The organism is Hyphomonas sp. UBA4494, assembly GCF_002388935.1.
Lineage (GTDB): Bacteria > Pseudomonadota > Alphaproteobacteria > Caulobacterales > Hyphomonadaceae > Hyphomonas.
Genome location: NZ_DGNK01000038.1, coordinates 61,918 through 83,098, shown reverse-complemented (window position 1 = coordinate 83,098; position 21,181 = coordinate 61,918). Strand labels below are relative to the sequence as shown.

Annotated in this window: 24 protein-coding genes and 1 other RNA gene; 13 read left to right on the top strand and 12 right to left on the bottom strand. The window is 60.3% G+C overall.

All coding sequences use genetic code 11. From position 1 onward, the window contains the following. The first annotated feature begins 126 nt into the window (after nucleotides 1-126). A complete protein-coding gene (locus B2P82_RS15075; RefSeq protein ID WP_290497783.1) occupies nucleotides 127-672 on the top strand; it encodes a GNAT family N-acetyltransferase in 546 nt (181 codons plus the stop codon). Here B2P82_RS15075 and B2P82_RS15070 read toward each other — a convergent pair. Together B2P82_RS15070 and B2P82_RS15065 are read right to left on the bottom strand one after the other, a co-directional pair. After that, nucleotides 669-1,883, bottom strand: a complete 1,215-nt coding sequence (locus B2P82_RS15070; protein ID WP_290497781.1) for a saccharopine dehydrogenase family protein — start codon at nucleotides 1,881-1,883, stop codon at nucleotides 669-671. The genes B2P82_RS15075 and B2P82_RS15070 overlap by 4 nt on opposite strands. A gap of 179 nt (nucleotides 1,884-2,062) precedes the next feature. Further along, on the bottom strand, nucleotides 2,063-2,254 hold the full coding sequence (locus B2P82_RS15065; RefSeq protein WP_034810573.1) for a hypothetical protein: 192 nt from the start codon (nucleotides 2,252-2,254) through the stop codon (nucleotides 2,063-2,065). A 192-nt stretch (nucleotides 2,255-2,446) separates the two neighbouring features. Between B2P82_RS15065 and argF the strand changes: the two genes are divergently transcribed. Continuing rightward, nucleotides 2,447-3,385 (top strand): ornithine carbamoyltransferase, encoded by a 939-nt coding sequence (gene argF / locus B2P82_RS15060; RefSeq protein ID WP_290483554.1) that lies wholly within the window; start codon nucleotides 2,447-2,449, stop codon nucleotides 3,383-3,385. A gap of 3 nt (nucleotides 3,386-3,388) precedes the next feature. Here the strand turns inward: argF and B2P82_RS15055 are convergent, their stop codons facing one another. Next, entirely contained in the window at nucleotides 3,389-4,696 is a 1,308-nt protein-coding gene (locus B2P82_RS15055) for an MFS transporter (protein ID WP_290485239.1), read from the bottom strand. 103 nt (nucleotides 4,697-4,799) lie between these two features. On the opposite strand from B2P82_RS15055, the gene B2P82_RS15050 reads away from it, so the two are divergent. Next, complete coding sequence (locus B2P82_RS15050) at nucleotides 4,800-5,735, top strand: radical SAM protein (protein WP_290497779.1); 936 nt, start codon at nucleotides 4,800-4,802, stop codon at nucleotides 5,733-5,735. 11 nt (nucleotides 5,736-5,746) lie between these two features. Here B2P82_RS15050 and B2P82_RS15045 read toward each other — a convergent pair whose 3' ends face one another. Both B2P82_RS15045 and yidD read right to left on the bottom strand, forming a co-directional pair. After that, entirely contained in the window at nucleotides 5,747-5,956 is a 210-nt protein-coding gene (locus tag B2P82_RS15045) for a hypothetical protein (protein WP_290497778.1), read from the bottom strand. Beyond that, nucleotides 5,953-6,300 carry a membrane protein insertion efficiency factor YidD gene (yidD, locus tag B2P82_RS15040; RefSeq protein WP_051602369.1) on the bottom strand — a complete coding sequence of 116 codons (348 nt, stop codon included), beginning with the start codon at nucleotides 6,298-6,300 and terminating at the stop codon, nucleotides 5,953-5,955. Before yidD ends, B2P82_RS15045 begins: the two co-directional genes overlap by 4 nt. A gap of 153 nt (nucleotides 6,301-6,453) precedes the next feature. On the opposite strand from yidD, the gene hslO reads away from it, so the two are divergent. From hslO to B2P82_RS15025, 3 genes are all read left to right on the top strand, one after another. Then, nucleotides 6,454-7,386 (top strand): Hsp33 family molecular chaperone HslO, encoded by a 933-nt coding sequence (hslO, locus tag B2P82_RS15035; protein ID WP_290497776.1) that lies wholly within the window; start codon nucleotides 6,454-6,456, stop codon nucleotides 7,384-7,386. A gap of 98 nt (nucleotides 7,387-7,484) precedes the next feature. Further along, a complete protein-coding gene (locus tag B2P82_RS15030) occupies nucleotides 7,485-8,135 on the top strand; it encodes a CDP-alcohol phosphatidyltransferase family protein (RefSeq protein ID WP_290497774.1) in 651 nt (216 codons plus the stop codon). A 232-nt stretch (nucleotides 8,136-8,367) separates the two neighbouring features. Then, nucleotides 8,368-8,490, top strand: coding sequence for a hypothetical protein (locus B2P82_RS15025; RefSeq protein WP_255341983.1), 123 nt, complete (start codon nucleotides 8,368-8,370; stop codon nucleotides 8,488-8,490). A gap of 2 nt (nucleotides 8,491-8,492) precedes the next feature. Here B2P82_RS15025 and B2P82_RS15020 read toward each other — a convergent pair whose 3' ends face one another. Then, nucleotides 8,493-8,966 (bottom strand): NUDIX domain-containing protein, encoded by a 474-nt coding sequence (locus tag B2P82_RS15020; protein WP_290497772.1) that lies wholly within the window; start codon nucleotides 8,964-8,966, stop codon nucleotides 8,493-8,495. Nucleotides 8,967-9,228: 262 nt separating this feature from the next. Here B2P82_RS15020 and B2P82_RS15015 point away from each other — a divergent pair, with 262 nt between their 5' ends. From B2P82_RS15015 to B2P82_RS15005, 3 genes are read left to right on the top strand one after another with little or no spacing between them, the layout of a single operon-like run. Further along, nucleotides 9,229-10,218, top strand: coding sequence for a calcium/sodium antiporter (locus tag B2P82_RS15015; RefSeq protein ID WP_034810583.1), 990 nt, complete (start codon nucleotides 9,229-9,231; stop codon nucleotides 10,216-10,218). Next, nucleotides 10,215-10,967 (top strand): SDR family oxidoreductase, encoded by a 753-nt coding sequence (locus tag B2P82_RS15010; protein WP_290497770.1) that lies wholly within the window; start codon nucleotides 10,215-10,217, stop codon nucleotides 10,965-10,967. The genes B2P82_RS15015 and B2P82_RS15010 overlap by 4 nt, the downstream gene beginning before the upstream one ends. Beyond that, nucleotides 10,967-11,989, top strand: a complete 1,023-nt coding sequence (locus tag B2P82_RS15005; RefSeq protein ID WP_290497769.1) for a threonine aldolase family protein — start codon at nucleotides 10,967-10,969, stop codon at nucleotides 11,987-11,989. Before B2P82_RS15010 ends, B2P82_RS15005 begins: the two co-directional genes overlap by 1 nt. Before the next feature lie 51 nt (nucleotides 11,990-12,040). On the opposite strand, the gene B2P82_RS15000 is transcribed toward B2P82_RS15005, so the two are convergent. Continuing rightward, on the bottom strand, nucleotides 12,041-13,423 hold the full coding sequence (locus tag B2P82_RS15000) for a DUF2330 domain-containing protein (protein WP_290497767.1): 1,383 nt from the start codon (nucleotides 13,421-13,423) through the stop codon (nucleotides 12,041-12,043). Beyond that, nucleotides 13,420-14,331 (bottom strand): RnfABCDGE type electron transport complex subunit D, encoded by a 912-nt coding sequence (locus B2P82_RS14995; RefSeq protein ID WP_290497765.1) that lies wholly within the window; start codon nucleotides 14,329-14,331, stop codon nucleotides 13,420-13,422. Before B2P82_RS14995 ends, B2P82_RS15000 begins: the two co-directional genes overlap by 4 nt. A 147-nt stretch (nucleotides 14,332-14,478) precedes the next feature. Here B2P82_RS14995 and B2P82_RS14990 point away from each other — a divergent pair, with 147 nt between their 5' ends. Further along, nucleotides 14,479-15,141, top strand: coding sequence for a DUF2959 family protein (locus B2P82_RS14990; RefSeq protein ID WP_290497764.1), 663 nt, complete (start codon nucleotides 14,479-14,481; stop codon nucleotides 15,139-15,141). Between the two features lie 135 nt (nucleotides 15,142-15,276). On the opposite strand, the gene B2P82_RS14985 is transcribed toward B2P82_RS14990, so the two are convergent. After that, complete coding sequence (locus B2P82_RS14985; protein ID WP_290497762.1) at nucleotides 15,277-15,669, bottom strand: hypothetical protein; 393 nt, start codon at nucleotides 15,667-15,669, stop codon at nucleotides 15,277-15,279. A gap of 159 nt (nucleotides 15,670-15,828) precedes the next feature. Between B2P82_RS14985 and B2P82_RS14980 the strand changes: the two genes are divergently transcribed. After that, a complete protein-coding gene (locus B2P82_RS14980) occupies nucleotides 15,829-16,176 on the top strand; it encodes a DUF1428 domain-containing protein (protein ID WP_206991277.1) in 348 nt (115 codons plus the stop codon). A 188-nt stretch (nucleotides 16,177-16,364) separates the two neighbouring features. Here B2P82_RS14980 and rnpB read toward each other — a convergent pair. From rnpB to B2P82_RS14965, 3 genes are all read right to left on the bottom strand, one after another. Beyond that, an RNA gene (gene rnpB, locus B2P82_RS14975) (RNase P RNA component class A) lies at nucleotides 16,365-16,737 on the bottom strand. A gap of 46 nt (nucleotides 16,738-16,783) precedes the next feature. Beyond that, nucleotides 16,784-17,599 (bottom strand): enoyl-CoA hydratase/isomerase family protein, encoded by an 816-nt coding sequence (locus B2P82_RS14970; RefSeq protein WP_290497760.1) that lies wholly within the window; start codon nucleotides 17,597-17,599, stop codon nucleotides 16,784-16,786. 55 nt (nucleotides 17,600-17,654) lie between these two features. Continuing rightward, nucleotides 17,655-18,314, bottom strand: a complete 660-nt coding sequence (locus tag B2P82_RS14965; protein WP_290497759.1) for a TetR/AcrR family transcriptional regulator — start codon at nucleotides 18,312-18,314, stop codon at nucleotides 17,655-17,657. Between the two features lie 83 nt (nucleotides 18,315-18,397). On the opposite strand from B2P82_RS14965, the gene B2P82_RS14960 reads away from it, so the two are divergent. Together B2P82_RS14960 and B2P82_RS14955 are read left to right on the top strand one after the other, a co-directional pair. Next, on the top strand, nucleotides 18,398-19,930 hold the full coding sequence (locus B2P82_RS14960; protein ID WP_290497758.1) for an amidohydrolase family protein: 1,533 nt from the start codon (nucleotides 18,398-18,400) through the stop codon (nucleotides 19,928-19,930). A 70-nt stretch (nucleotides 19,931-20,000) separates the two neighbouring features. After that, nucleotides 20,001-21,179: an acyl-CoA dehydrogenase family protein gene (locus B2P82_RS14955; RefSeq protein ID WP_290497757.1), complete on the top strand. Its 1,179-nt coding sequence runs from the start codon at nucleotides 20,001-20,003 to the stop codon at nucleotides 21,177-21,179. The last annotated feature ends 2 nt before the right edge of the window (nucleotides 21,180-21,181 follow it).

Here is a 21,181-nt window from a genome sequence, read left to right as displayed (position 1 = left end):
GGGGTCATGGTGTCTGGTCCTTGGGTGCCCGCTTATGCCTCATCAACGGGCCTTGAGCGAACATTATTAGCGGCGCGCACGTTCCGGCTTTTGCGGAGTGTGCAGCGCAGATAGGATGCGGGTCGAATGACGGTAACATCTTCCCTGTATATGCGAGTCGCCACGCTGGACGACATTCCGGCGATTGAGGCGCTGATGGCGGAGTCCATGGCGCGACTCCTGCCACACTTCCTTGATTCAAAACAGGTCGAGCGCTCCAGCGATAGCATGGGTGTCGATACGCTGCTTGTCGCGGATGGCACCTATTTTCTCGTCTTCGAGGGCGACGCGCTGGCCGGATGCGGGGGCTGGTCGCGGCGGCGCACGCTTTATGGCGGCAACACGACCGCCGGCCGGGACGATTCCCCGGCGGACCCCAAGGCCGAGCCGGCCAAGATTCGCGCCATGTATACCCATCCGGATTTCGTCCGGCGCGGCATTGGCCGCATGTTGCTCGACGCCAGCGAAGCTGCCGCGCGGGCCGAAGGGTTCTCGGCAATGGAGATGGGCTCCACCGCGCCCGGTGTACCGCTTTATGAAGCGTGCGGTTACAGGCTGGTCGAAGACCTCTCCAGGCCCAGTGAGGATGGCACCATCGTGCCGATCCTGCGCATGCGGAAAGAACTGACCTAAGTCTCGATCGCGAACAGATCTTCCTGATCGCCGCCGTCCACGTCGATGACATGCCATGGCAGGCCGCGTTTGGCGACGTCTTCAAGGAAGGGCTTGGCCGGGAACTGCTCGACATTGAATACGCCGTGGCCGGACCATTCCCCGCGGAAGAACATTGCCGCGCCTGAAACGGGCGGCACGCCGGTCGTATAGGAGACGGCCTGCGCGGAGACTTCTTCATTGGTCTTGGCATGATCGGACACGTTGTAGATCATCTTCGCCTGAGGCTGGCCGTCCTTCGTGCCGCGCACGATCACGCCGATACTGGTCTTGCCGGTGTAGCCTTCTGCCAGGGATGACGGGACGGGCAGCAGGTCTTTCAGGAACTCCATCGGGATGATGTCCATGCCTTTGTGCTTGATCGGTTCAAGGCCAATCAGGCCGATCGACTTGAACACTTCGAGGTGCTTGATATAGGCCTCGCCAAAGGTCATCCAGAAGCGGATCTGTTTCAGGCCCTTGATGTGCTTGACGAGGCTTTCCTCTTCCTCGTGATAGATCAGGTAGGAGGCTTTCGGGCCGACTTCCGGGTAGTCGATCATCGTCTTGATCGACAGGGCAGGAATTTCCACCCACTCGCCGTCTTTCCAGTATTTGCCATCCTGGGTCACTTCACGGAGATTGATTTCCGGATTGAAGTTCGTGGCGAAGGTCTTGCCATGATCGCCGGCATTGCAGTCGACAATGTCGATATATTCGATCTCGTCGAACAGGAATTCCTGCGCATAGGCGCAATAGATATTCGTCACGCCCGGATCGAAGCCGCAGCCGAGAATGGCCGTGATGCCCTTGTCCTTGAACTTGTCCTGATAGGCCCACTGCCAGGAATATTCGAACTTCGCGACATCGCGCGGCTCGTAGTTCGCCGTGTCCATATAATTGCAGCCCGTTTCCAGGCAGGCATCCATGATCGGCAGGTCCTGATAAGGCAGGGCCATGTTGATCAGCAGATCCGGCTTCACCTTGTTGATGAGCGCGACGACCTCCGCAACATTGTCGGCGTCGACCTGGCTGATCTCGATCGGTGTCTGGCACAGCTTGGCGACCTTCTCGCAGCTTTCCAGTCGGCGCGAGGCAAGGTGGATATGCTTGAACGTGTCGCGGTCCATGGCGCATTTCTGCGCGACGACGGATCCGGCGGCACCGGCACCGATGATGAGAACATTGTCCATGAGTGATGAAGCTCCCTGGCTGGATGGGCACTGATGTGCCCGTGACATAGGGCAATCACGTCATCTTCGCCAGTATCGATCTGCGGGGGAGTTTCGGAAAGGAATTGCCGCAACGCAGGTGAGCGTATGGGAGGAAACGAGGTGGGCAAAACCTCGCCCTGCGTTGCGGCAAAGGGGTATCAGGCAGCGCGCCGGGGCGTATCCAGACGGGATATTTCTTCGCTCAACCATGTGTAGTGCTGCTCCACACGATTGATCATCGTATCGGTAGTGTCCGGGCGGCAAGTCAGCTCGTTTCGCCAGGCTTCCAGAACCGTCATCTGGCTCTTCAGCCAGCAAAGCATAGCGGTATCATCAATTGGCAGACACATGGGGCGCTCCTGTTGATTTGCGACTCGTTCTCAACTTATGTATTTCATGCCTGTCGGATGTTTGCAAGTCATTCTCAATTAGAATTTATTCATCTTGTCCGAAAGCTGGTGCAATCGCCCGGCCTGACTGGAATAATTGTCTGAAACAGGCTATCTGCCCCGCTTTCCCGCCCGCCTCAGGAGTATCTCCGGATGACAAGCTCAACCGCCCCGCGCCATTTCATCGACCTCTGGCATCTGGAGTCCGCCGAACTGCGCGAGATCCTGGATATGGCTCATGTGATGAAGAAAGCACGTGCGGGTTGGCCAAAGGGACGGGTGGACACGGGGGCCCCGCTGGAAGGCCATACGCTGGCAATGGTCTTCGAGAAATCCTCAACCCGGACGCGCTTTTCCTTCGACATGGCGATGCGCCAGCTGGGCGGCTCGTCGATCACCGCGACATCAAATGACATGCAGCTGGGACGGGGTGAAACGGTGGAAGACACTGCGCGCGTCCTGTCGCGCTTCGTCGATGCGGTGATGATCCGCGCCAATGATCATTCCGATGTCGAGACCTTTGCCGAGCATGCCACCGTGCCGGTCATCAACGGCCTGACAGATCGTTCACATCCCTGCCAGATCATGGCGGACCTCCAGACACTGGAAGAGCATGGCCTCACACTTGAAGGTGCGCGGCTGGCCTGGGTTGGCGATGGCAACAATGTTTGCGCCAGCCTGATCCATGCCGCGCCGAAGTTTGGCTATTCTCTCGCCATTGGCACGCCTGCGCGCTTCGCGCCGGATGATGAGGATATTGAAATCGCCCGCGACCTGCAGGGCCGGATCGACCTCTATGAAACTGCGGAAGAAGCCGTGGCCGGCGCCGACGTCGTGATTGCCGACACATTTGTCTCCATGGGCGATGCAGACGCTGAACGCCGCCTTGAAATTCTTGAGCCATATGCGGTGACCGAAGAATTGATGGAGATGGCCGCTGGCGGTGCGAAATTCCTGCATTGTCTGCCAGCGCATCGGGGCGAAGAGGTCGACGCCGAAGTCATTGACGGGCCACAGAGCCTTGTCTTTGACGAGGCCGAGAACCGCATGCACGCCCAGAAGGCCATCCTGCGCTGGTGCCTCGATAAATAGGCGTCAGCGCTCCTGCACTTCCTCAAGACCCATGGCGACCGGAATGGCGAGCGCGCTCATAACGGCGAGCAAGCCGAGGACCGCTGCTTCTCCTGCCATGTGCGCAACGATGCTGAACCCGCCACCAAGAATGAGCAGCGTGCCGATGATCGTGTTGGAAAGGGCGGTATAGGCCGCACGGTTGTCCTGGCTCGCCATATCCACCAGATGCGTGGAACGACCAAGGCGCACGCCCTGATAGGCTATCATCAAAACGAACAGAACAAGCGGGAGTGCCCAGACATCCTGCAGTCGCCCCGCCGCATTCAGGCCGAGTGTCGTCAACAGGGCAAGCGTTGCTGCGGCCGCTGTCAGGATCAGCACTTTCCGGCTCGACCGGTCGGCAAGCCGGCCCCAGACATAGGAGCTGAGCAGGCCTGCGCCCGCAGATGCAATAACGAGCAAGCCGAGTCCCCCAAGCATTTGGTCAGCTTCTTTGTTCCTTGCGCCCATCGCGACCATGAAGGGCGGAGCAAGTGCAGTTGAGATCAACAGGCCACGGGCCAGGATGAAACGGCGCAACTGCTGGTCTTCAGCGAGCAGCTTGAAGTTGTCCCGGAAGGATTCGATGGGGTTGCCTCCGCCTTCGGTCGATCCCGGTTCTTCTTCCAATGTCATGAAAAGCGCTGCGCCCGTCATCCAGAGCCCACCCGCGAGCAACAGCCCGCCAATCACGAGGCTCATCCGGTCGACCCAACCGACGGCCAGGAGCGCGCCATAGATCAGGACCGCTGCAGCGCCGACCGTGCTGGCCGCGCCGGTTGCTGTTCCGCGTCGGGATTTGGAGACCGTCTTGCCCAGAACGTCCTTGTAGGTGACCGAGCAGACCGACCGCGCGAGCGCGAGAACCGCCAGCGCGCCAAGGATGGCATAACCCGACGTCTTACCCTCCAGGAAAAACGCTGCGAGCCCCATACTGGCCGCTGACAATCCCTGGACTGCCGAGCCGACTGACCAGGCCCACTTGCGCTGGGGCAGGCGGCGCAGCGCGGCGGCCGTGAACAATTGCGGCAACAGCGCTCCCGCCTCGCGTATGGGGACAAGCAGGCCGATCATCCAGCCCGGTGCGCCCAGCGTGGTCATCAACCAGCTCAATACAAGCTTGGGGTCGATCAGCCCATCCGAGATCTTGCTGGTCGACAGGCTGGCAACATGGGTGAAGAAATTGCCGGCCTCTTCGCGACAGGCGCTGTCGGGAATGTCTCTGCACACCCGGCCATCATCGCCTGAGGTGAGCATTTCGAACACTTGCTGCTGGGTAGTTTCAGACATGACGGCCAAACTAGCGCTCACGACGAGTACGGCAATCTTCACGTTAGGGTGTGCTGCTGCAATAGCGCTGGAAGCGCCGCCGGATCGCGCTAAACGTAGTTGAATGGCCGATAGTGATTATACCCCGACGAAATTTTCTGACCCGGACGTGACCGCGAAGGGCGAGACCCGCGCCAGCGTCGGATGGACGGGCTTGAAGACGCTCTGGTTGAACACCGGAACGCTGTGCAACATTGAATGCACCAATTGCTACATTCAAAGTTCACCCCGCAATGACCGACTGGTTTATCTCAGCCGATCTGATGTGCGGCAGTTCCTCAACGAGATCGACCAGCCCATCGAGATCGGCATTACGGGCGGCGAGCCCTTCATGTGCCCGGATATTCTCCACATCATGGAAGACGTTTTGTCGGATGGGCACAGCCTGCTCCTGCTGACCAATGCCATGCGCCCGATGATGCGGCCGCGCATCCAGCAGGGTCTGGACCGGCTGGCGGCGCACTATGGCGAACGGATGGTGCTGCGTGTCTCGCTGGATTCCCATGATCCGGCCATTCATGATGCTGAACGCGGAGAAGGGGCCTTTGAAGAGGCCTGCAAGGGCCTGAAATGGTTGGGGGAACGCACCGTACAGGTGGCCATTGCCGGACGTCAGGCCCTCAATGAGGATGATGCCGAGGCCCGCGCAGCTTATGGCGCGCTTGCTGGCGCACTGGGTCTGTCGATAGATCCCACCAATACAAAGCAACTCGTCCTGTTCCCTGAAATGATCGCCCGGGACGACCCCCCAGAAATCACCACGGATTGCTGGGGCATTCTGAACAAGTCCCCTGACGACATCATGTGCGCCAACCAGCGCATGGTGATCCGCCGCAAGGGTGCCGGCAGGGCGACCGTGACAGCCTGCACGCTATTGGTGGACGATCCTGCGTTCGAGCTTGGCGACACGCTGTCGGATGCGACGGCAGATCCGGTCAAGCTGAACCATCCCTGGTGCGCCAGTTTCTGCGTGCTGGGCGGCGGCAGTTGTTCGGCCTGACTTCTGCGCCTTTACGGATACGTGCTTGGCTCGTGCTCTTGTTCGAAGATGGCCAGATAGGTGATAGAGGGTGCTCCAAAACCAGCGCAGCCAGGCTGGGACACTTCCATCACACTGTGGAATTTATAGCCCTTCTCGTGCGCCGCGTTGAGCTTGTCCTCAAGCGCTTTCACGGCCTTGTCTGAAAACTCTTTGCCGATGGGTTGGATGCGATATTTCATTCAGGAAACTCCAGGTCTGAAAGGTCGGTGCCGCCTTGGTCGGGCTTGCATTTGTGAAGGCGCCTCAGGGTTAGGTGAAGGGCGGTGAAAAAGGGCTTCGTGCGAAACGCCAGCTCGCTGTACCGGGAACAACTCGGCTCAAACACACAGCGATTGCCAATGAAATCCGGTCTCACGCGCCGATACAGGCGAAGCATTGTAACAGGCAGGAACGCACGATGGGTCAGGCCCAATTTTGGCGCCTGATCGATTTTGGCATCAAGTGCGGGTTTGACGCCCAGGCGCCTCAGTGTAGATGGGCGCAAGGTCTCTGGAATATCGAGATCAATCTCACTGATGTGCACGTCGTACCGTCCCCCAATCCCCACTTTCAGATAATGTCTTCCTTGGGTGGAATGTCAATTCCCGTGCGACCTGGTCGGGCCCCGCGCAGGCGTGCCTCTTGCGATAGGGGCGGGGCGCTGCCACATGGGGACACCAATTCGAGGTGTCCTCCCATGACTGACGCAACCTACGCCGTCACCGATTTCGTCACGAACTTCCAGATCGTGGACCGTCCCATTCGCGGGCGCGCCGTTCGCATGGGCGAGGGCAGCCTGTCGGGCATCCTGCATCGGCATGACTATCCGAAGAATTTGGCGCGCATCCTTGGCGAAGCCGTGACGCTTGCGACGCTGGTGGGCGCGTCGCTGAAATTCGAGGGGCGTCTGCTGGTTCAGGCCGAAGGTGATGGTCCCGTGTCGATGCTGGTCGGTGAGTACCGCTCTGATGGCGGTGTGCGCGGCTATGCCAAATTTGATGCCGAAGCCTGGGCGCAACTGGACAAGGTGAACAAGGGCGACGCTCCGCACATGCCTCAACTGTTCGGCCCGAGCGGGCGTCTGGCCCTGATCATCATCCAGGACAATCCGGCGATCCAGCCCTATCAGGGAATCGTGCCTCTTGCGAAAGGGACTCTGAGTGAATGCGCTGAGGACTATTTCGAGATGTCGGAACAGGTGCCGACGCGCCTCAAACTGTCGGTCGCCGAACTGGACCGGAAAGACGGGCATCCGGTTTGGGTGTCTGGCGGCATGATGGTGCAGAGGATTGCGGCAGATGATGCGCGCGGAGAGACCGAAGAGCCTTGGCGTGAAGCCGAGGCCCTGTTTGCCACGCTGACCGATGCCGAACTGGCCGATGCGGACCTTCCAATGGAAAAGCTGCTCTATCGCCTGTTCCACGAGCAAGGCGTGACGATGGAAACGCCACAAGCGCTGGATGACCGGTGCACCTGTAATCAGGAGCGCCTCGTTGAGACTCTGAAACAGATGCCGGACGAGTCCCTGCGCGAGATGACCGAAGAAGATGGTACGCTGGGTATCGACTGCCAGTTCTGCAATCGCCATTACGACGTCGCGATCGAGGATGTAACCGGCGATACCAACTGATGAGACTTTCGCCTCTCCCCCTGTAGGGCGGGGGGAGGCGAGAGGCTCCACAGTTTCATGATTGCGCGGGCGCGCGGGCGCTGGCACAGGTGACAGCCATGAATTTCAAATGGCTCCCCAATGCGTTGACCATCGCCCGCTGTGTGTTTGCCGGGTTTGTGCTGGTCGGTTTCTGGCAGGCTATGCGCCTCAACCCGTTGCCGAATGGACTTGATGCCGACGCCGTGTCCCGGCAGATCACGCTGCAACAGCTCTGGTTCCAGTTTGCCTTCCTTGCTTTCCTGGCCGGGGCAATCACGGATTTCCTGGATGGCTGGCTTGCCCGCAAGCTGGACGCGCACAGTCGATTTGGTGTCTGGCTTGACCCTATCGCCGACAAGTTGCTGATAGCGGCGGCCCTGCTGGGCCTGGGTCTGAAATTCCAGACCTGGCTAATCTATGTGCCGGCGGCCATGATTATTGCACGCGATGTTTTCATGACCTGGTTCCGCGCCACGCCGCGCGGACGCTCTGCCATAGTGCCCTCTAATCTGGCGAAGTGGAAAACAGGGTTTGAGATGGCTGCGATCATCGGGCTTATGTTGCCGCTGGCTGTCTTGCGCCCGGATGCCGGGGGCGAAGTCTCCACGGGAACGTCAGTCTTGGCGATTGTGGCTACGGTCGCCGTTGTCGGACTGCTCTGGACTGCGGCGGTACTGTCCTGGTGGACGGCCGGGCAATATATGAGAGCAGCCGGCCGGGTGAAATAGAACGCTGGCCCCAAGGGGCAGAGCCAGCGTTCCGCATTTCAAATCGTGAGCGCAAGGATGAGGGGCAACCTTGGCGCCCGGAAGGGCCGTTCATGCAATGGGGCGTGTCTGCTTTCATGTCCCACCACGCATTTACAATCATCCGCGATGGCAAAGGTTCCGTTAAAACTTGCGGCATCAATGGGGCAGCAAAATCACGAACTTTCCGGCGAATGGCCCGCATTGAGACTCAATGTCCGCAGATAAGGAGTGGATGAGATCACGCATCACTCCCACGACCCGTCTGGTCATTGTCGCGCTGGCGGCGCTGATGTTCCTGTGCCTGCCAGCCTTCCTCGCAATGGCGGGTGCCTGAACTCAGCGTTTTGAGCCGGTCCAATACGGGCTGAGGGGTGTTTTGCCGTAAAATTCTGCCAGTCTCTGGCGCGTCCCGTAGGTTGTTCCGTCAGGCAAGTCATCCGGCGAGCACCATCGTGTTTCGGCAATCTCGGCGACTGCCGTTGCCTTGCCTTGCGTCCATATTCCCGAAGGAATGTGATAGAGCAGGACATGGTCATTCGGGAAAGATGCGTGATTGGAGAACATCCCGACGAGGCTCGGGGTCCCGTTCAGCAGGATGCCGCCTTCTTCCTCCACTTCCCGGCGGAGCGACTCGATGCAGGGCTCGCCGCGCTCGACGCCGCCGCCGGGCATATGCCAGCCTGCAATATACGTGTGACGTACCAGCAGGATCTTTCCGTCTGGATTCTCGACGAGGCCGCGCACGCCCAGTGTCATGGGACGGCGAAGGCGGGCATAGATGTGGAACAACCTGGTTCTGAGGGAAGGCATGCGGGTGTCCTGACACTATGGGAGGAGCGCGTCCAATATGAAAAATTACGCAAAGAGAGGCCAAACTTCCTGCCGTTTGAGGCTCGCCAAGCCGTGCAACGCACGCTATTAGCGGTGCAAAGCATGGAAATGCTCAAGAAAACAACAGCGAGACGGCACCATGATCCATCCTTCTCTGATCGCCATTGCCTCCATAGTGGTCGTGTTCGGCATCCTGAATTTCATTGAATACAAGCGCCTCGACTAGAAGCGAGCCTGGCGAATGCCTGATTTAACCCTGATCGCCGCCCTGATCGGGGGGCTTGTTATTATGGCGTTTGCGGGGGATTTCCTGGTAAACGGCGCAGTTGCCGTTGCCCGGCGCCTTGGCGTTTCTCCCCTGATTGCCGGTATCTTCATTGTCGGTTTCGGTACGTCGGCCCCTGAAATGGTCGTGTCGCTGAATGCGGCTCTGGAAAACCGGGCCGGTCTCGCGTTGGGCAATATTGTCGGCTCCAATATTGCGAACATCTTCCTTGTGCTCGGCATTCCCGCTCTGATCATGCCGTTCGTGGCCGGTGGTCATGGGCAGGGACGCGCGCTGACGGCGATGCTCGTTGCCACAGCCGTCTGGATCCTGCTGACCGGAATGGGCCCCCTGACTGTATTGGGCGGTATTCTGTTCCTGGCCATTCTGATCGCTTATTGTGTTGTCACTTTCTACATGGCGCGCAAGGCCGTTGCGACGGGCGAAGATCCCGGCGTGGAACTGGAAGAGGCGCCAAAACTCAGCCTGCCGCGCTCTCTGGCCTATATCGTTCTCGGCATTGGTGGCCTCGTGCTGGGTGCGCATCTGATCATTGCTGGCGGTGTCGGCATCGCGGAATTCTATCATGTGCCGCAGGAATGGATCGGCCTGACCTTGCTGGCGATCGGGACCTCCCTGCCGGAGATTGGCGCAGCTGTTGCCGCCGCCCTTCGTCGGCACGGCGAAGTCGCCATCGGCAATGTGCTTGGCTCCAACGTCTTCAACATCCTTGGCGCAGGCGGCATAATTTCGCTCTTCGGCCCAATTGAGATCGCGGCGACTTTCACCCATTATGATCATTGGGTCATGACCTTTGCCGCGCTGTTGATCGGTGGGTTCATCCTGACCCGCGCGCGGCTTGGTCGCCTGATGGGGATATTGATGCTGCTGATCTATGCGGTCTACATCTACGGACTGGTGAACGGGTTCGACATATTGGGCCTGTTCCAGACCGTACCGGCATGAGGCCGGGCGCGGCGCTTGTCACCGGCGCGGGCGCGCGAGTGGGGCGGGCCATGGCCGAAGCGCTGGGCGTAGATGGCTGGCAGGTCATCGTCCATTACAATTCCTCCGCTGATGGCGCCGAAGAGACCGCCAAGGCCATTCGTGCGGCAGGTGGCGCGGCGATCACGCTTCAGGCCGACCTCTCGGATGAGACTGCAACTGGCGATCTGATCCTGCACGCCGCCGAGAAGATCGGCCAGCCGGTGACTTTGCTGGTCAATTCCGCCTCCGTATTCGAGGAGGACTCTGTCACCAGCCATACTCGCGCGAGTTGGGACATGCACATGAATGCCAATCTCCGCGCGCCGGTGCATCTGGCGCAGGCCTTCGCGGATGCTCTGCCGAAAGGGGAGCAGGGGCTGGTCGTGAACATGATCGACCAGCGGGTCTGGAAGCTCACGCCGAACTTCTTCACCTACACGCTTTCCAAGGCCGCGCTCTGGCAGGCAACACAGACCTTGGCGCAAGCTCTCGCGCCGGATATTCGCGTCAATGGCATCGGGCCAGGGCCGACGCTGCGGTCTAAACACCAAAGCGAAGAAGAGTTCGCTGCCGAGAAAGCCGCGACTTTGACCCAGGAAGGCTCTAGCCCGGAAGAGATCATCAAGGCTTTGCGCTATCTCATTTCCGCCAACAGCGTGACCGGCCAGATGATCGCCAGTGATGGTGGCCAGCATCTGATGTGGCAGACTCCGGACACGCAAATCTGATGAATTTCTCTTCCGACACATCCGCGCCAGCCCATCCGAATGTGCTGAAGGCGCTCTCCGCCGCGAATACGGGACTGGAGGCGAGTTACGGGAATGACGCCGTCACGCAGCGTTTGCGTCCCATACTGGCGGATGTGTTCAGTACGGATGATTTCGACTATTGGCTGACCGCCTCCGGCACAGCGTCGAACGCCTTGGCACTGTCCTGCTTTTGTCCGCCTACCGGCGCTGTGCTTTGCCATGCCGGGGCGCATATCGCCGTGGACGAGCGCGGCGCGCCGGAATTTTTCTCTGGCGGCGGTAAGCTGCATTTGTTGCGGGGGCCAGATGGAAAGATCGGCGCGGCGCAGTTGGACGAGGCACTGGCTCGCATCAATCATGATTTCGTGCATGAGACGCCGGCGCATGTCCTGTCACTGACGAATTTAACGGAGAACGGCACAGCTTACAGCGTCGCGGAAGTTTCAGACTATGCCGCAAAGGCGTATGCGACGGGTTTGGTGGTTCATCTGGACGGCGCGCGGCTGGGAAATGCGTTGGTCGCGACCGGGGCCAGTGCAGCCGAGATGAGCTGGAAGGCAGGCGTCGATGTGCTCACCTTCGGCTTGACCAAGACCGGCGCGATGGGCTGTGAGATCATTCTGCTGTTCGGCGAGGCGCGGCAGAAGAAATGTGAACTCGAAGCGCGCGCCAAGCGCTCCGGCCACATGCCGCCCAAGATGCGCTATCTGGCAGCGCAGGCCGAAGCGATGCTGGCGGACCGGCTGTGGCTAGACCTTGCGACGTATGCGAACGAAATGGCCCGGCGCATGGCTGAGGGCCTGCGGCGGCAAGGCGTGGACTTGGCTTTCGAGCCACACGGCAACGAAGTCTTCGCGCTGCTAAGCGAGGCGCAAGTCTCGGTACTCCACAATGCAGGTGCGGTGTTCTATCCCTGGATGGGCGGCAGCCAGCGGCTGGTCTGTTCCTGGGCCACAACGCCTGAGGAGGTTGATGCCTTCCTTGGTGTGCTGAAGGGCTGAAGGCGGACCTGTTCGTAGCCCGCCTTCGCCATATGGTAACTCAGACTGGGGTCAGTTGCCCCAAAGCTTTTGCCACCAGTTCTTTTTCTCCTTCGGCTCGACGCTGACATTGTTCAGGATCGCGTCGGAATAGCCGAGCGATGCCATTTTGGTCTTGATGGCATCGAAGTCGCGGCCGGTCAGCTTGGCGAGCTCATTTGCTTCGTCGTCCCAGCGCTCGACCAGACTTACGGCATAGTCGCCAGCTGCTTCACACTCACCATAGTCGCCGCGCCAAGGGTGACGCAGGACGTAGCGACCCTGGTAATTGGAGCGGTCGCCGGTAACCTGGAATTCCAGATCTTCCGGGAATGTCTCGGCGTCATAGCGCACATGAAGGCGAGTCACGAATGCATCGACCGGCTGGGGACCGAAGCCGGGGCGCATGTCATCATCGGTGTCTTCGTCCAGCCACATCACGCCGAGTTCGCGCAGTTCCGAGCGAGAGAGCGGCTCGGCCGCACACGGATCGCACCAGGACATGTCCCAGGCATATTCCATGAACACGGCCTTGCCGTTTTGCTTCTCGACCTGATGGGCGAACATGTCCTTATAGAAATCGGCAAACTCGTCCTTGATATAGATCGGCACATCCATGTCAGAGGGTAGTTTCACGGTGCGGTAGTTCTTGGTTTCCACACGGCCTTCGCGAGTCAGGGCGAAGACGAACAATTCCTGCTTGCCTTCAGCGTTCACTGTGCCGAGCCGGATCGGCAACATGAAGTCCTCATCCTCATAGGCAACCTGAAGCGGACGCAGCATGGACGAGCCGTCATGGCGTTCGAGGTTCACCTTGGCGACGAAGAATTTCATGTCGCGCTTGAGGTAGGCACCTACGGTTTCTTCTGCGCCATCCGGAATCTTGTAGCCATTATTGTTCAGCCAGGTGATCAGTCCATCGGACTCCTCTGCTGACAGGATCAGGATATCATATTCGCCAACCTCGTACTCGGCTTCAATGGTGACGCCGAGCTCTTCGGCCTCTTCCATCATGCCGGCGGCGGTTGGCGCATGCATCATTGCCATGTCTTCCATCATCTTCTGGCGGCGCGCGATCTCGCAGGGATTCTCGTCGTAATATTCCACGAGGCGCGGCGCGGTGTAGGCGTCGATATGGTCGATCAGGGCAGGGTTTGCGACGTGGATCTGTTCTTCTGTCGGAATATCGACCACGGGCACGACCATGGCGAATTCGGAAACGTCGCCGCGAAAGTCGGATGCCATCGTGATGACGGTGCGTCCGCCGTCGCGGGCAAGCACAACCTTGGAGGCGTCATTGAAGAGGTCGGTATCAGCCTTGGCGACATAGAAGCCGCAAAAGGCCGAAGCCGGCGCTGCGAAGGCGAGGCCGAGCGCGGGCAACGCCAAGGCTGCGGCTAGCGATTTGAGTCTCATGGGTGTGTCTCCTTTGTCCCCTGAAGTGGCATGAGCGAATAGTTCAGCTGTTTGGGTGAAGCGGCCGGTCGTGGCTGGCTCCACTGGAAGCGGTGGGCGGGCAGAATTCGGTCGAGAACCGGTGTGGTCCAGGCGAGGGCCGCCAGAGCCATCAGCGGTGCGCCGCGCACATTCGGGCCGATTGTGAACCAGGCGGCGAGGCCGGCAACCATCACTGCGAACAGAATGCGGCCAAGCCGGCTGTCGGGGGTAGAGCGCGGGTCGGTGATCATGAAAAAGGCAAAGATCAGCAAAGCGCCGGAACTCATCTGGTGTATCGGGATCACCATGGGATCGCCAAGCCATGCCGCGCGGACGAATAGGATGGCGGCGAAGCCGAGCAGGAAACCGAGGGCGATATCGAGCCGTTTGGCGCTGGACAGGGTCAGTGCGGCCAGTGCCATCGCATAGCCGGCGACCAGGGGTGCCTGACCCCATTGACCGGGCGAGACCCAGGCCTTGTTGCCGAGCAGAAGCATCATGGTGACGATGCCGATGCAGCCGGGATTGAAAATGTGCTTGCCTTCAATGCGCACGAGAAATTTCAGGGCAATGCCGACAAAGCCCGCCGCGAACCAGATCCACGGATCAGCCGCGCGTAGCAGGAGTGTGATTCCAAGTGCTGTGATCAGGGCAGACTTCCATTCGAAGCGATACAGGAAGGGATTGCCGTCTCGGGCATTTGATATCGTGGTGCCGAGCAGTTGCGCGATCATGGCCCCGGCAAATGAGAGGCACAGGGTCGGGAGGGTGACGCCGAAATCGCTGGTCATCCAACTGAGCGTGAAAAGTCCGCCCAAGGCCGCGACCTGCCAATGGCGCGGATCGGCGTCCATTTGTCGGTAGAGGCGGAAGGGAAATCGAGCCACGGCGTCCATAGGATTCAGAACATACAGCAAATGCGATCACATTACGGCAGGGTCATGAAACCTTTTTGCCCGCGCAACTGGACGGATCGGACGACGCACGGCAAACAGGGGCGATTGAATTCACGGGGAAGGGGTTTCGTGTCCATCATGTCCAGTCGTCTACACGCTGCAATGCTCGCAGCAGCTCTCGCCACGTCCACACTATCCGCTTGCTCGACCGCCTATTACGGCGCGATGGAGCAGTTCGGATACCAGAAGCGCGATTTGCTCGTGTCCAGGGTCAATGATGCAGCGGATGCCCAGGCGGATGCAAAGACGGAGTTTTCCAATGCGCTGGAAGCCTTCCGGTCGGTTGTGGCGTTTGATGCTGGCGAACTGGAAGCGTCTTACGACTCCCTGAATCGCGCCTATGAACGGTCCGAGGAGAAGGCGGATCGCGTGCGCGAACGCATCAAGGACATGAAACAAGTCTCCCGCGACCTGTTTGTGGAATGGCGCAGGGAACTGGAAGAATATTCCGATCCGGGCCTGCGCCGTGCCTCGGCCGAGCAATTGGAGGCGACACGCGACCGCTATGCCGTGCTGGTCGAAAAGATGGACCGGGCTGCCGCGTCGATGGATCCGGTGCTGGCTGTGTTCAAGGACCGGGTCCTGTTCCTCAAGCACAATCTGAATGCGCGCGCGATCGCGGCGCTGGGGGATGAGACACGTAATATCGAGACCGATGTCGCGGCCCTGATTGCCGAGATGGAGCGTTCCATCGCCGATGCGGATGCCTTCATCCAGGAAATGCAGGCCGGTTCGGTCTAGCGCATTTTCAACGGGAAACTTGTTCAGACAATGGGGCCAGATGGCCCCATTGTTGTATCGTGCTTTGGATGCTGCACAAATGACGCCGGAAAAGGCGCTTTTTTTGGGAACCCAATTGTGGGGCGCGAGTTCTGTTCAGGTCTCTGGCAGGGGCAAGCTCACCGAAGTCTGCTCATTCCGGTCTCGGCCGGAATCTGGAATTGAGGGGACACATATTTCGATTCCAGGCCTCGAATGCGTTCGGGGTGAGCAGATACCGCCCCGCTCGGGTTCAAATCCTGACATGGCCGCAAGAAATGCCCGCGAAGGCGCAAAGCTGAGCGGGTCAGCTTTGGTTGTGCCCGGCATATCACCAATGACCGCGATATGGACCGCGCCGGACGACGTGATTTGCACCAGCATCTGCCGCGCATCCCTGCGAACATGGCGCACAAAGAAAGTCAGCACCACAATCTGCACCCATATCCAGAACCGATGGGTCTGGAGATGGGGCGGCAGATTTCGCAATGTGGCGAAGGCGTCAGTCATGTGCGCAGTGTAGGCTCGGCCATGGGTGCGTCGGATAAGTTTCTGGTCAGATCAATGGCGACACAGGGGCCGGACTCGTCATGTGTGGGATAATTCCTCCGGGCAAGGTAGGATAAGGCGGGCTCCGGCAGGTTGCCGGGCAAGAGGGAGAAATAGCTGATGACTTATGTCGATTGTTTTATGGCGGCCGTGCCGGAGGCGAACAAGGCGGCCTATCTGGCGCAGGCGAAGATGATGGCCGGCCTGATGAAGGAATACGGCGCGCTGAGCGTCACCGAATGCTGGGGCGTGGATGTGCCGGAGGGCAAGAAGACATCCATGCATCTGGCGGTCATGCGCGAAGCGGACGAAGGGATCGTGTTTTCCTGGGTGACCTGGCCGTCAAAAACGGTGCGTGATGCGGCCTGGGCGAAGCTGGAGAGTGATGAACGGATGCAGGGCATGGAGATGCCGTTCGATGGTGCGCGCCTGATCTTTGGCGGGTTCGAGACGATGCTGGAGGCTTAGGCAGCGTCTCAAAGGCATTTCATATCTTTTCATGGGATTTCATATGCGGGGGGCAGTGCGTGCACATTGCGTCTCGCTTCCCGGCCATTGATTCTCGGGCAGGAGACCAGCCCTTGCTTGCGCTGCGGGCCTCTTCTTCCTTCTTTCGATCCTCGATCAAATGCTGCCGCATGGCGGCACCGGGAAGTAAGACCAGACGGCCTGTAAGCCGGGTTCTGTTCGCCGTGTTGCCACGGTCTGGCAGCCATTCCTCTGGGATGCCTGTTGCCAGGCACCTCACGCGACACACCCGGGGCACGGGCGTGAAACAGCCCATATGTGCCCCCTATTCGGTCTTGCTCCGGGCGGGGTTTACCGTGCCAGTCCTGTCGCCAGGCCTGCGGTGGGCTCTTACCCCACCCTTTCACCCTTACCTCTCCCGAAGGGGAGGCGGTTTGCTTTCTGTGGCACTTTCCCTCGGCTCACGCCGGGCGGCCGTTAGCCGTCGCCCTGTTTCCCTGGAGCCCGGACTTTCCTCCAGTACGCAGTTACCCGCGCACCAGCGGCTGCCCGGCCGTCTGGTCTAAGGGGGATATAGGCGGAAAACCTGCTCGGCGCCAGTCATGCTTCAGTCGCCCGAGAAGTCGGGGGTGCGCTTTTCGAGGAAGGCGCGGATTGCTTCGGCCTGGTCATTCGACTGGCTGGCGAGCAGGAATTGATCGCGGTCCATGAAACTGGTGGCAAAGGCAAGGGGCTGGGCGGCGGTGTCGATGGCCTGTTTGGTCATGCGCAGCGCGATCGGGGGCAGGGCCGCATAGTCGCGGGCGAGACGGGTGGCAGCTGTGAGCGTCTTGCCGGACGCGGCAATCTCGTCGACGAGGCCCCAGTCCAGCGCCGTCTGGGCGTTCAGTTTCCGGCCCAGCATGATGAGTTGCTTGGCGCGCGATGGCCCCATCAGGGCGACGAGCCGGGGGACCGAGCGCCAGCTCATATTCATGCCGAGCGGGACTTCCGGCAGGCGAAATTCCGCCGCGTCCGAACAGACCCGGTGGTCACAGGATGCGACGAGAGCCAGACCGCCGCCTATGCAGAAGCCTTCAATGGCGGCGATGGTGACCTGTTCAAGGTCGGCCCAGGCCTGGCACATGTCCGGGCCGAGCCGGACGGCACTGCGTTGCTGCAGCAGGGTCATCTCGTCACGGCCCTTGCGATCGGGATCCTTCAGGTCTGCCCCTGCAGAGAAAACGGAAGTGCCGGTCAGGACAATAACGGAACTGGAATCATCGTCTGCCAGCGCCCGCGCCACATCCCGCAGTTCGGTCATGCCCCGGATGGAGAGCGCATTCAGCCCGTCGCCGCGATCGTAGGTGACGGTGACGAGGCGGCCTGCGCGTTCCAGCGAAACGAAGTCGCCAAAGCGCTCTGTCGTGGTTGTGTCCGGCATAAACCCTCCCGTCCGGCTGGCCGCCTTTCCGGCGTGCTCCCTGTCAGCGACAGGATCAGGGTGCGGGCGGTGGGAAGTCAACTGCGAACCGGACGTCAAGTTGGCTGGCCATCAGGTCCGAGAGGAGAGCGTCGCGCTCTTGGGGGGACAAGGCACTGAAGTTCAACGGACGTTCGGCCCGACCCGAGACGATGAGATCGGCCAGCCCGTGCGCCATGGCCCAGGAGGCCATGACGTGTTTCATCGCGCCGGGATCATCGGGGGGATTGTTTCCGACGACGCTGCGCACGCCCGACATCAGTTTCTCATAGGCAGCGATGGAGGCCGCTCCGAGATCTGCCACGGTTCGGTCAGGCTTTTCCGAGCTGAACATCAGGCGAAACAGGGCCGGGTTCTCCAGCGCGAAATCGATATAGCCAAGCCCCACCGCGATCTGTTGTGAGCGCACATCGCGCTCGGCCGCGTCCTGACGGGCTTCCTGTGTGGCGACCAATCGCCGGAAGCCGGACGCCGCCAGCGCGGTGAGCAGGCCGCGGGCATCCCTGAAATGGTGGGCAGGGGCCCCGTGGCTGACGCCCGCGCGCTTGGCGACCGCGCGCAGGGAAAAGGATTCAATACCGTTTTCGGCAAGTTCCCTCTCGGCCGCGCGCAACAGTTCACTGGCGAGATCGCCATGATGGTAAGTTTTCCGGGAAGACTTTTCAGTTGAGGCCATCCGTCTTGATAGCACGTCACTTGACACTGTCTAGATGCGCAGGCAGAGACAATGTAGACAGTGACTAAATGAAGGCTGGCGAAATGAGAAAATGGATTGTCAGGATCGTGTTGGGCGTTGCGGCCGTCATGATGGTCGGCGCGGTGTCTTCCTACCTGTTCATCGATCGTGAGCTGACGAGAATGTATGGCGGCCTGACCGAAGTGGCCGATCCTGCATTGTCGAAAGAGAGTATGGACAGTTATGCCATCTTCCATGTGAACGTGCTTGCGCCGGAAGGAGATCGCTTTCTGCCGGACCAGATCGTGACGATCAGGGACGGGGAAATCCGATCCGTCGGCAATTCGACGACAGTTCCCAGAGGCTTCCCCTCGCTTGTCGGGCGCGACATGTATCTCGTGCCGGGTTTTACAGACTCGCACGTCCATCTCTGGGAAAGCGAGAATGATCTTCTGCTCTATGTGGCCAATGGTGTGACGCAGGTGCGGGACATGAACAGCCTGCCGGTCAATCTGCGCTGGAGGGACGAGATCGACAGCGGCAGGATCGGACCGGACATTTTTGCGGTCGCGCCACAATTTGCGACCTTCGGACCGATGGAGGGCGCATTTGTCGGCTGGGTGCAGCACAAGACCATCGTGCGGACAGCAGAGCAGGTCGACAAGGCGGTCCAGGACTATGTCGCCAAAGGGTATGACGCGCTGAAAGCCAGCAGCTATCTGGATCGCGAAGGTTACATCGCCCTCAGCGCAGCGGCGGCCAAGCATGATATTCCGCTGGTCGGGCATTTGCCGGTCGCGACCGGTCTGGAGGATCTGTGGGCATCCCATCAGAGCGAAGTCGCCCATGTCGAAGAATTCGTCAAAGCGCTGGACCGCGAGTTTGGCGGCTATAGCGCCGACACAGCGGAAGACTTCCTGACCTTTGTCCGGGAACGGAGCGAGGATGTCGCGGATCGCATGATCGCGCACGACATTTCGGTGACCTCCACTCTGGAACTGATCGACAGTTTCCAGACGCAGAAGTCGGACCTCCAAACGGAATTGGGCGCTGCAAAGCTGGTCTATGAAAATCCCGGCATCGCGGAAGGCACCGTGATCACGTCACGCGGCATGGGGTGGCTGCCGGATGTGAACATTTACCGCTGGCCAGACCAGTGGGATGATGATCGCAAGGCGCGCAGCCGCCTCTATTGGCAAACCTATGCCGAAGCCCAGCACATCCTATTCGAGGCGTTCATGGCGCGCGGCGTGGCGATCATGACCGGGACAGACGCAAACGTGCCCGTCCGGGTGCCGGGCTTTTCCCTTCATGAAGAAATGGCAGCTTTGCAGGCGGCTGGCATGAGCCCGGCGCAGATCCTTGCCTCGGCCACGTCGGTCCCCGGGGATTTCATGGGTACGTCCACGGGCCAGGTCCGTCCTGGCCAGAAGGCAAATCTCGTCTTGCTGCGGGAAAATCCGCTGGAGGATATTGGCGCGACGGACGCCATTGAAATGGTCATTATTGGCGGCAGCGTTTTCAACCGAAAAGACCTGGATCAAATGCTGGATACGGTGAAGGCCGCAAATGATGCGAGCCGGACCGTGCCGATACCGGTCGCTGAAGGCGGGTGATCGCCCGTCTGGCCGCCATCGCGCCACGTCAGGACTGGGCAAGGGAAGGCAGGCTGAGGTAGCGTGAGCCATGACCGAGATCAAGACTTACGAGACCTTGCAGGCGGCGCTCAATGCACTCGCCCCGGAATTGGCCGACCGGGCGGCCGAGATGGAAGACGCGCGGCGGCTGCCTGCTGACCTTGCCGGGAAGATGGCGGCGGCGGGCGCGTTCCGCATGATGACGCCAAAGACCTATGGCGGGCTGGAGTTGACGGCGCGAGAATTCATCGAGGGCGTTGAACAGATCGCGCGTGCCAATGCCAGCGCCGGGTGGTGCTCCATGATTGCCTGCACGACCTCCATGAACGCCGCCTATATGGCGCCGGACATGGCGATGGAAATCTATGCTGAACCGTTGACGATCACAGGCGGCGTGTTTGCGCCGATGGGCCGGGCTGACGTGGAAGGCGATGGCTATCGCGTCACCGGGCGCTGGCAATGGGGCTCCGGCTCAGCCAATTGCAGCTGGCTGGCGGGTGGCTGCATGGTGTTCGAGGATGGCGAGCTGAAACGCCTGCCATCCGGCGCGCCAGATCAACGCATGATGGTGTTCCCGGCCAGCGAGGCGACCCTGCACGACACATGGCATGTGATGGGCCTGAAAGGGACTGGTAGCGGCGATCTGTCGGTGGATAATATCTTCGTGCCGGCGGCGCGGTCTGTTTCTCTGATTACGGATGTTCCCCGCGAAACGGGGCCGCTCTATACGTTCCCGGCCTTTGGCCTGTTGTCGTTGGGCGTATCGGCCGTGGCGATGGGCAATGCGCGGGCGAGCCTCGATGCTTTCAAGGATCTCGCCAGCGCCAAGAAGAGTCAGGGCAGCAAGAAAACGCTGGCCGAGCGCCAGACCATTCAGGCGAGCTTTGCCGAGGCCGAGGCCCAGTGGCGCGCAGCCCGTGCCTATATGATGGCGGAGCTGGACGAGACCTGGGCCGTCGCGCTTGGCGTGAAGCCGGGTGAAGGCATTCCGGTCGAGCGCCGCGCAGCCTTGCGCATGGCGTGTACGCACATGACGCGGACCGGCGCAGACATCTGCCGTACCCTGTATGACCTTGGCGGCGGCGCGTCCCTGTTCGAATCCTCTGATCTGCAGCGCCGCTTTCGCGACGCGCACGCGATGACGCAGCATATCGTGACCGCCCCCGCGACATGGGAACTGACCGGGCGATTGCTGCTGGACCTGCCGACGGATGGGGGCATGGTCTGACG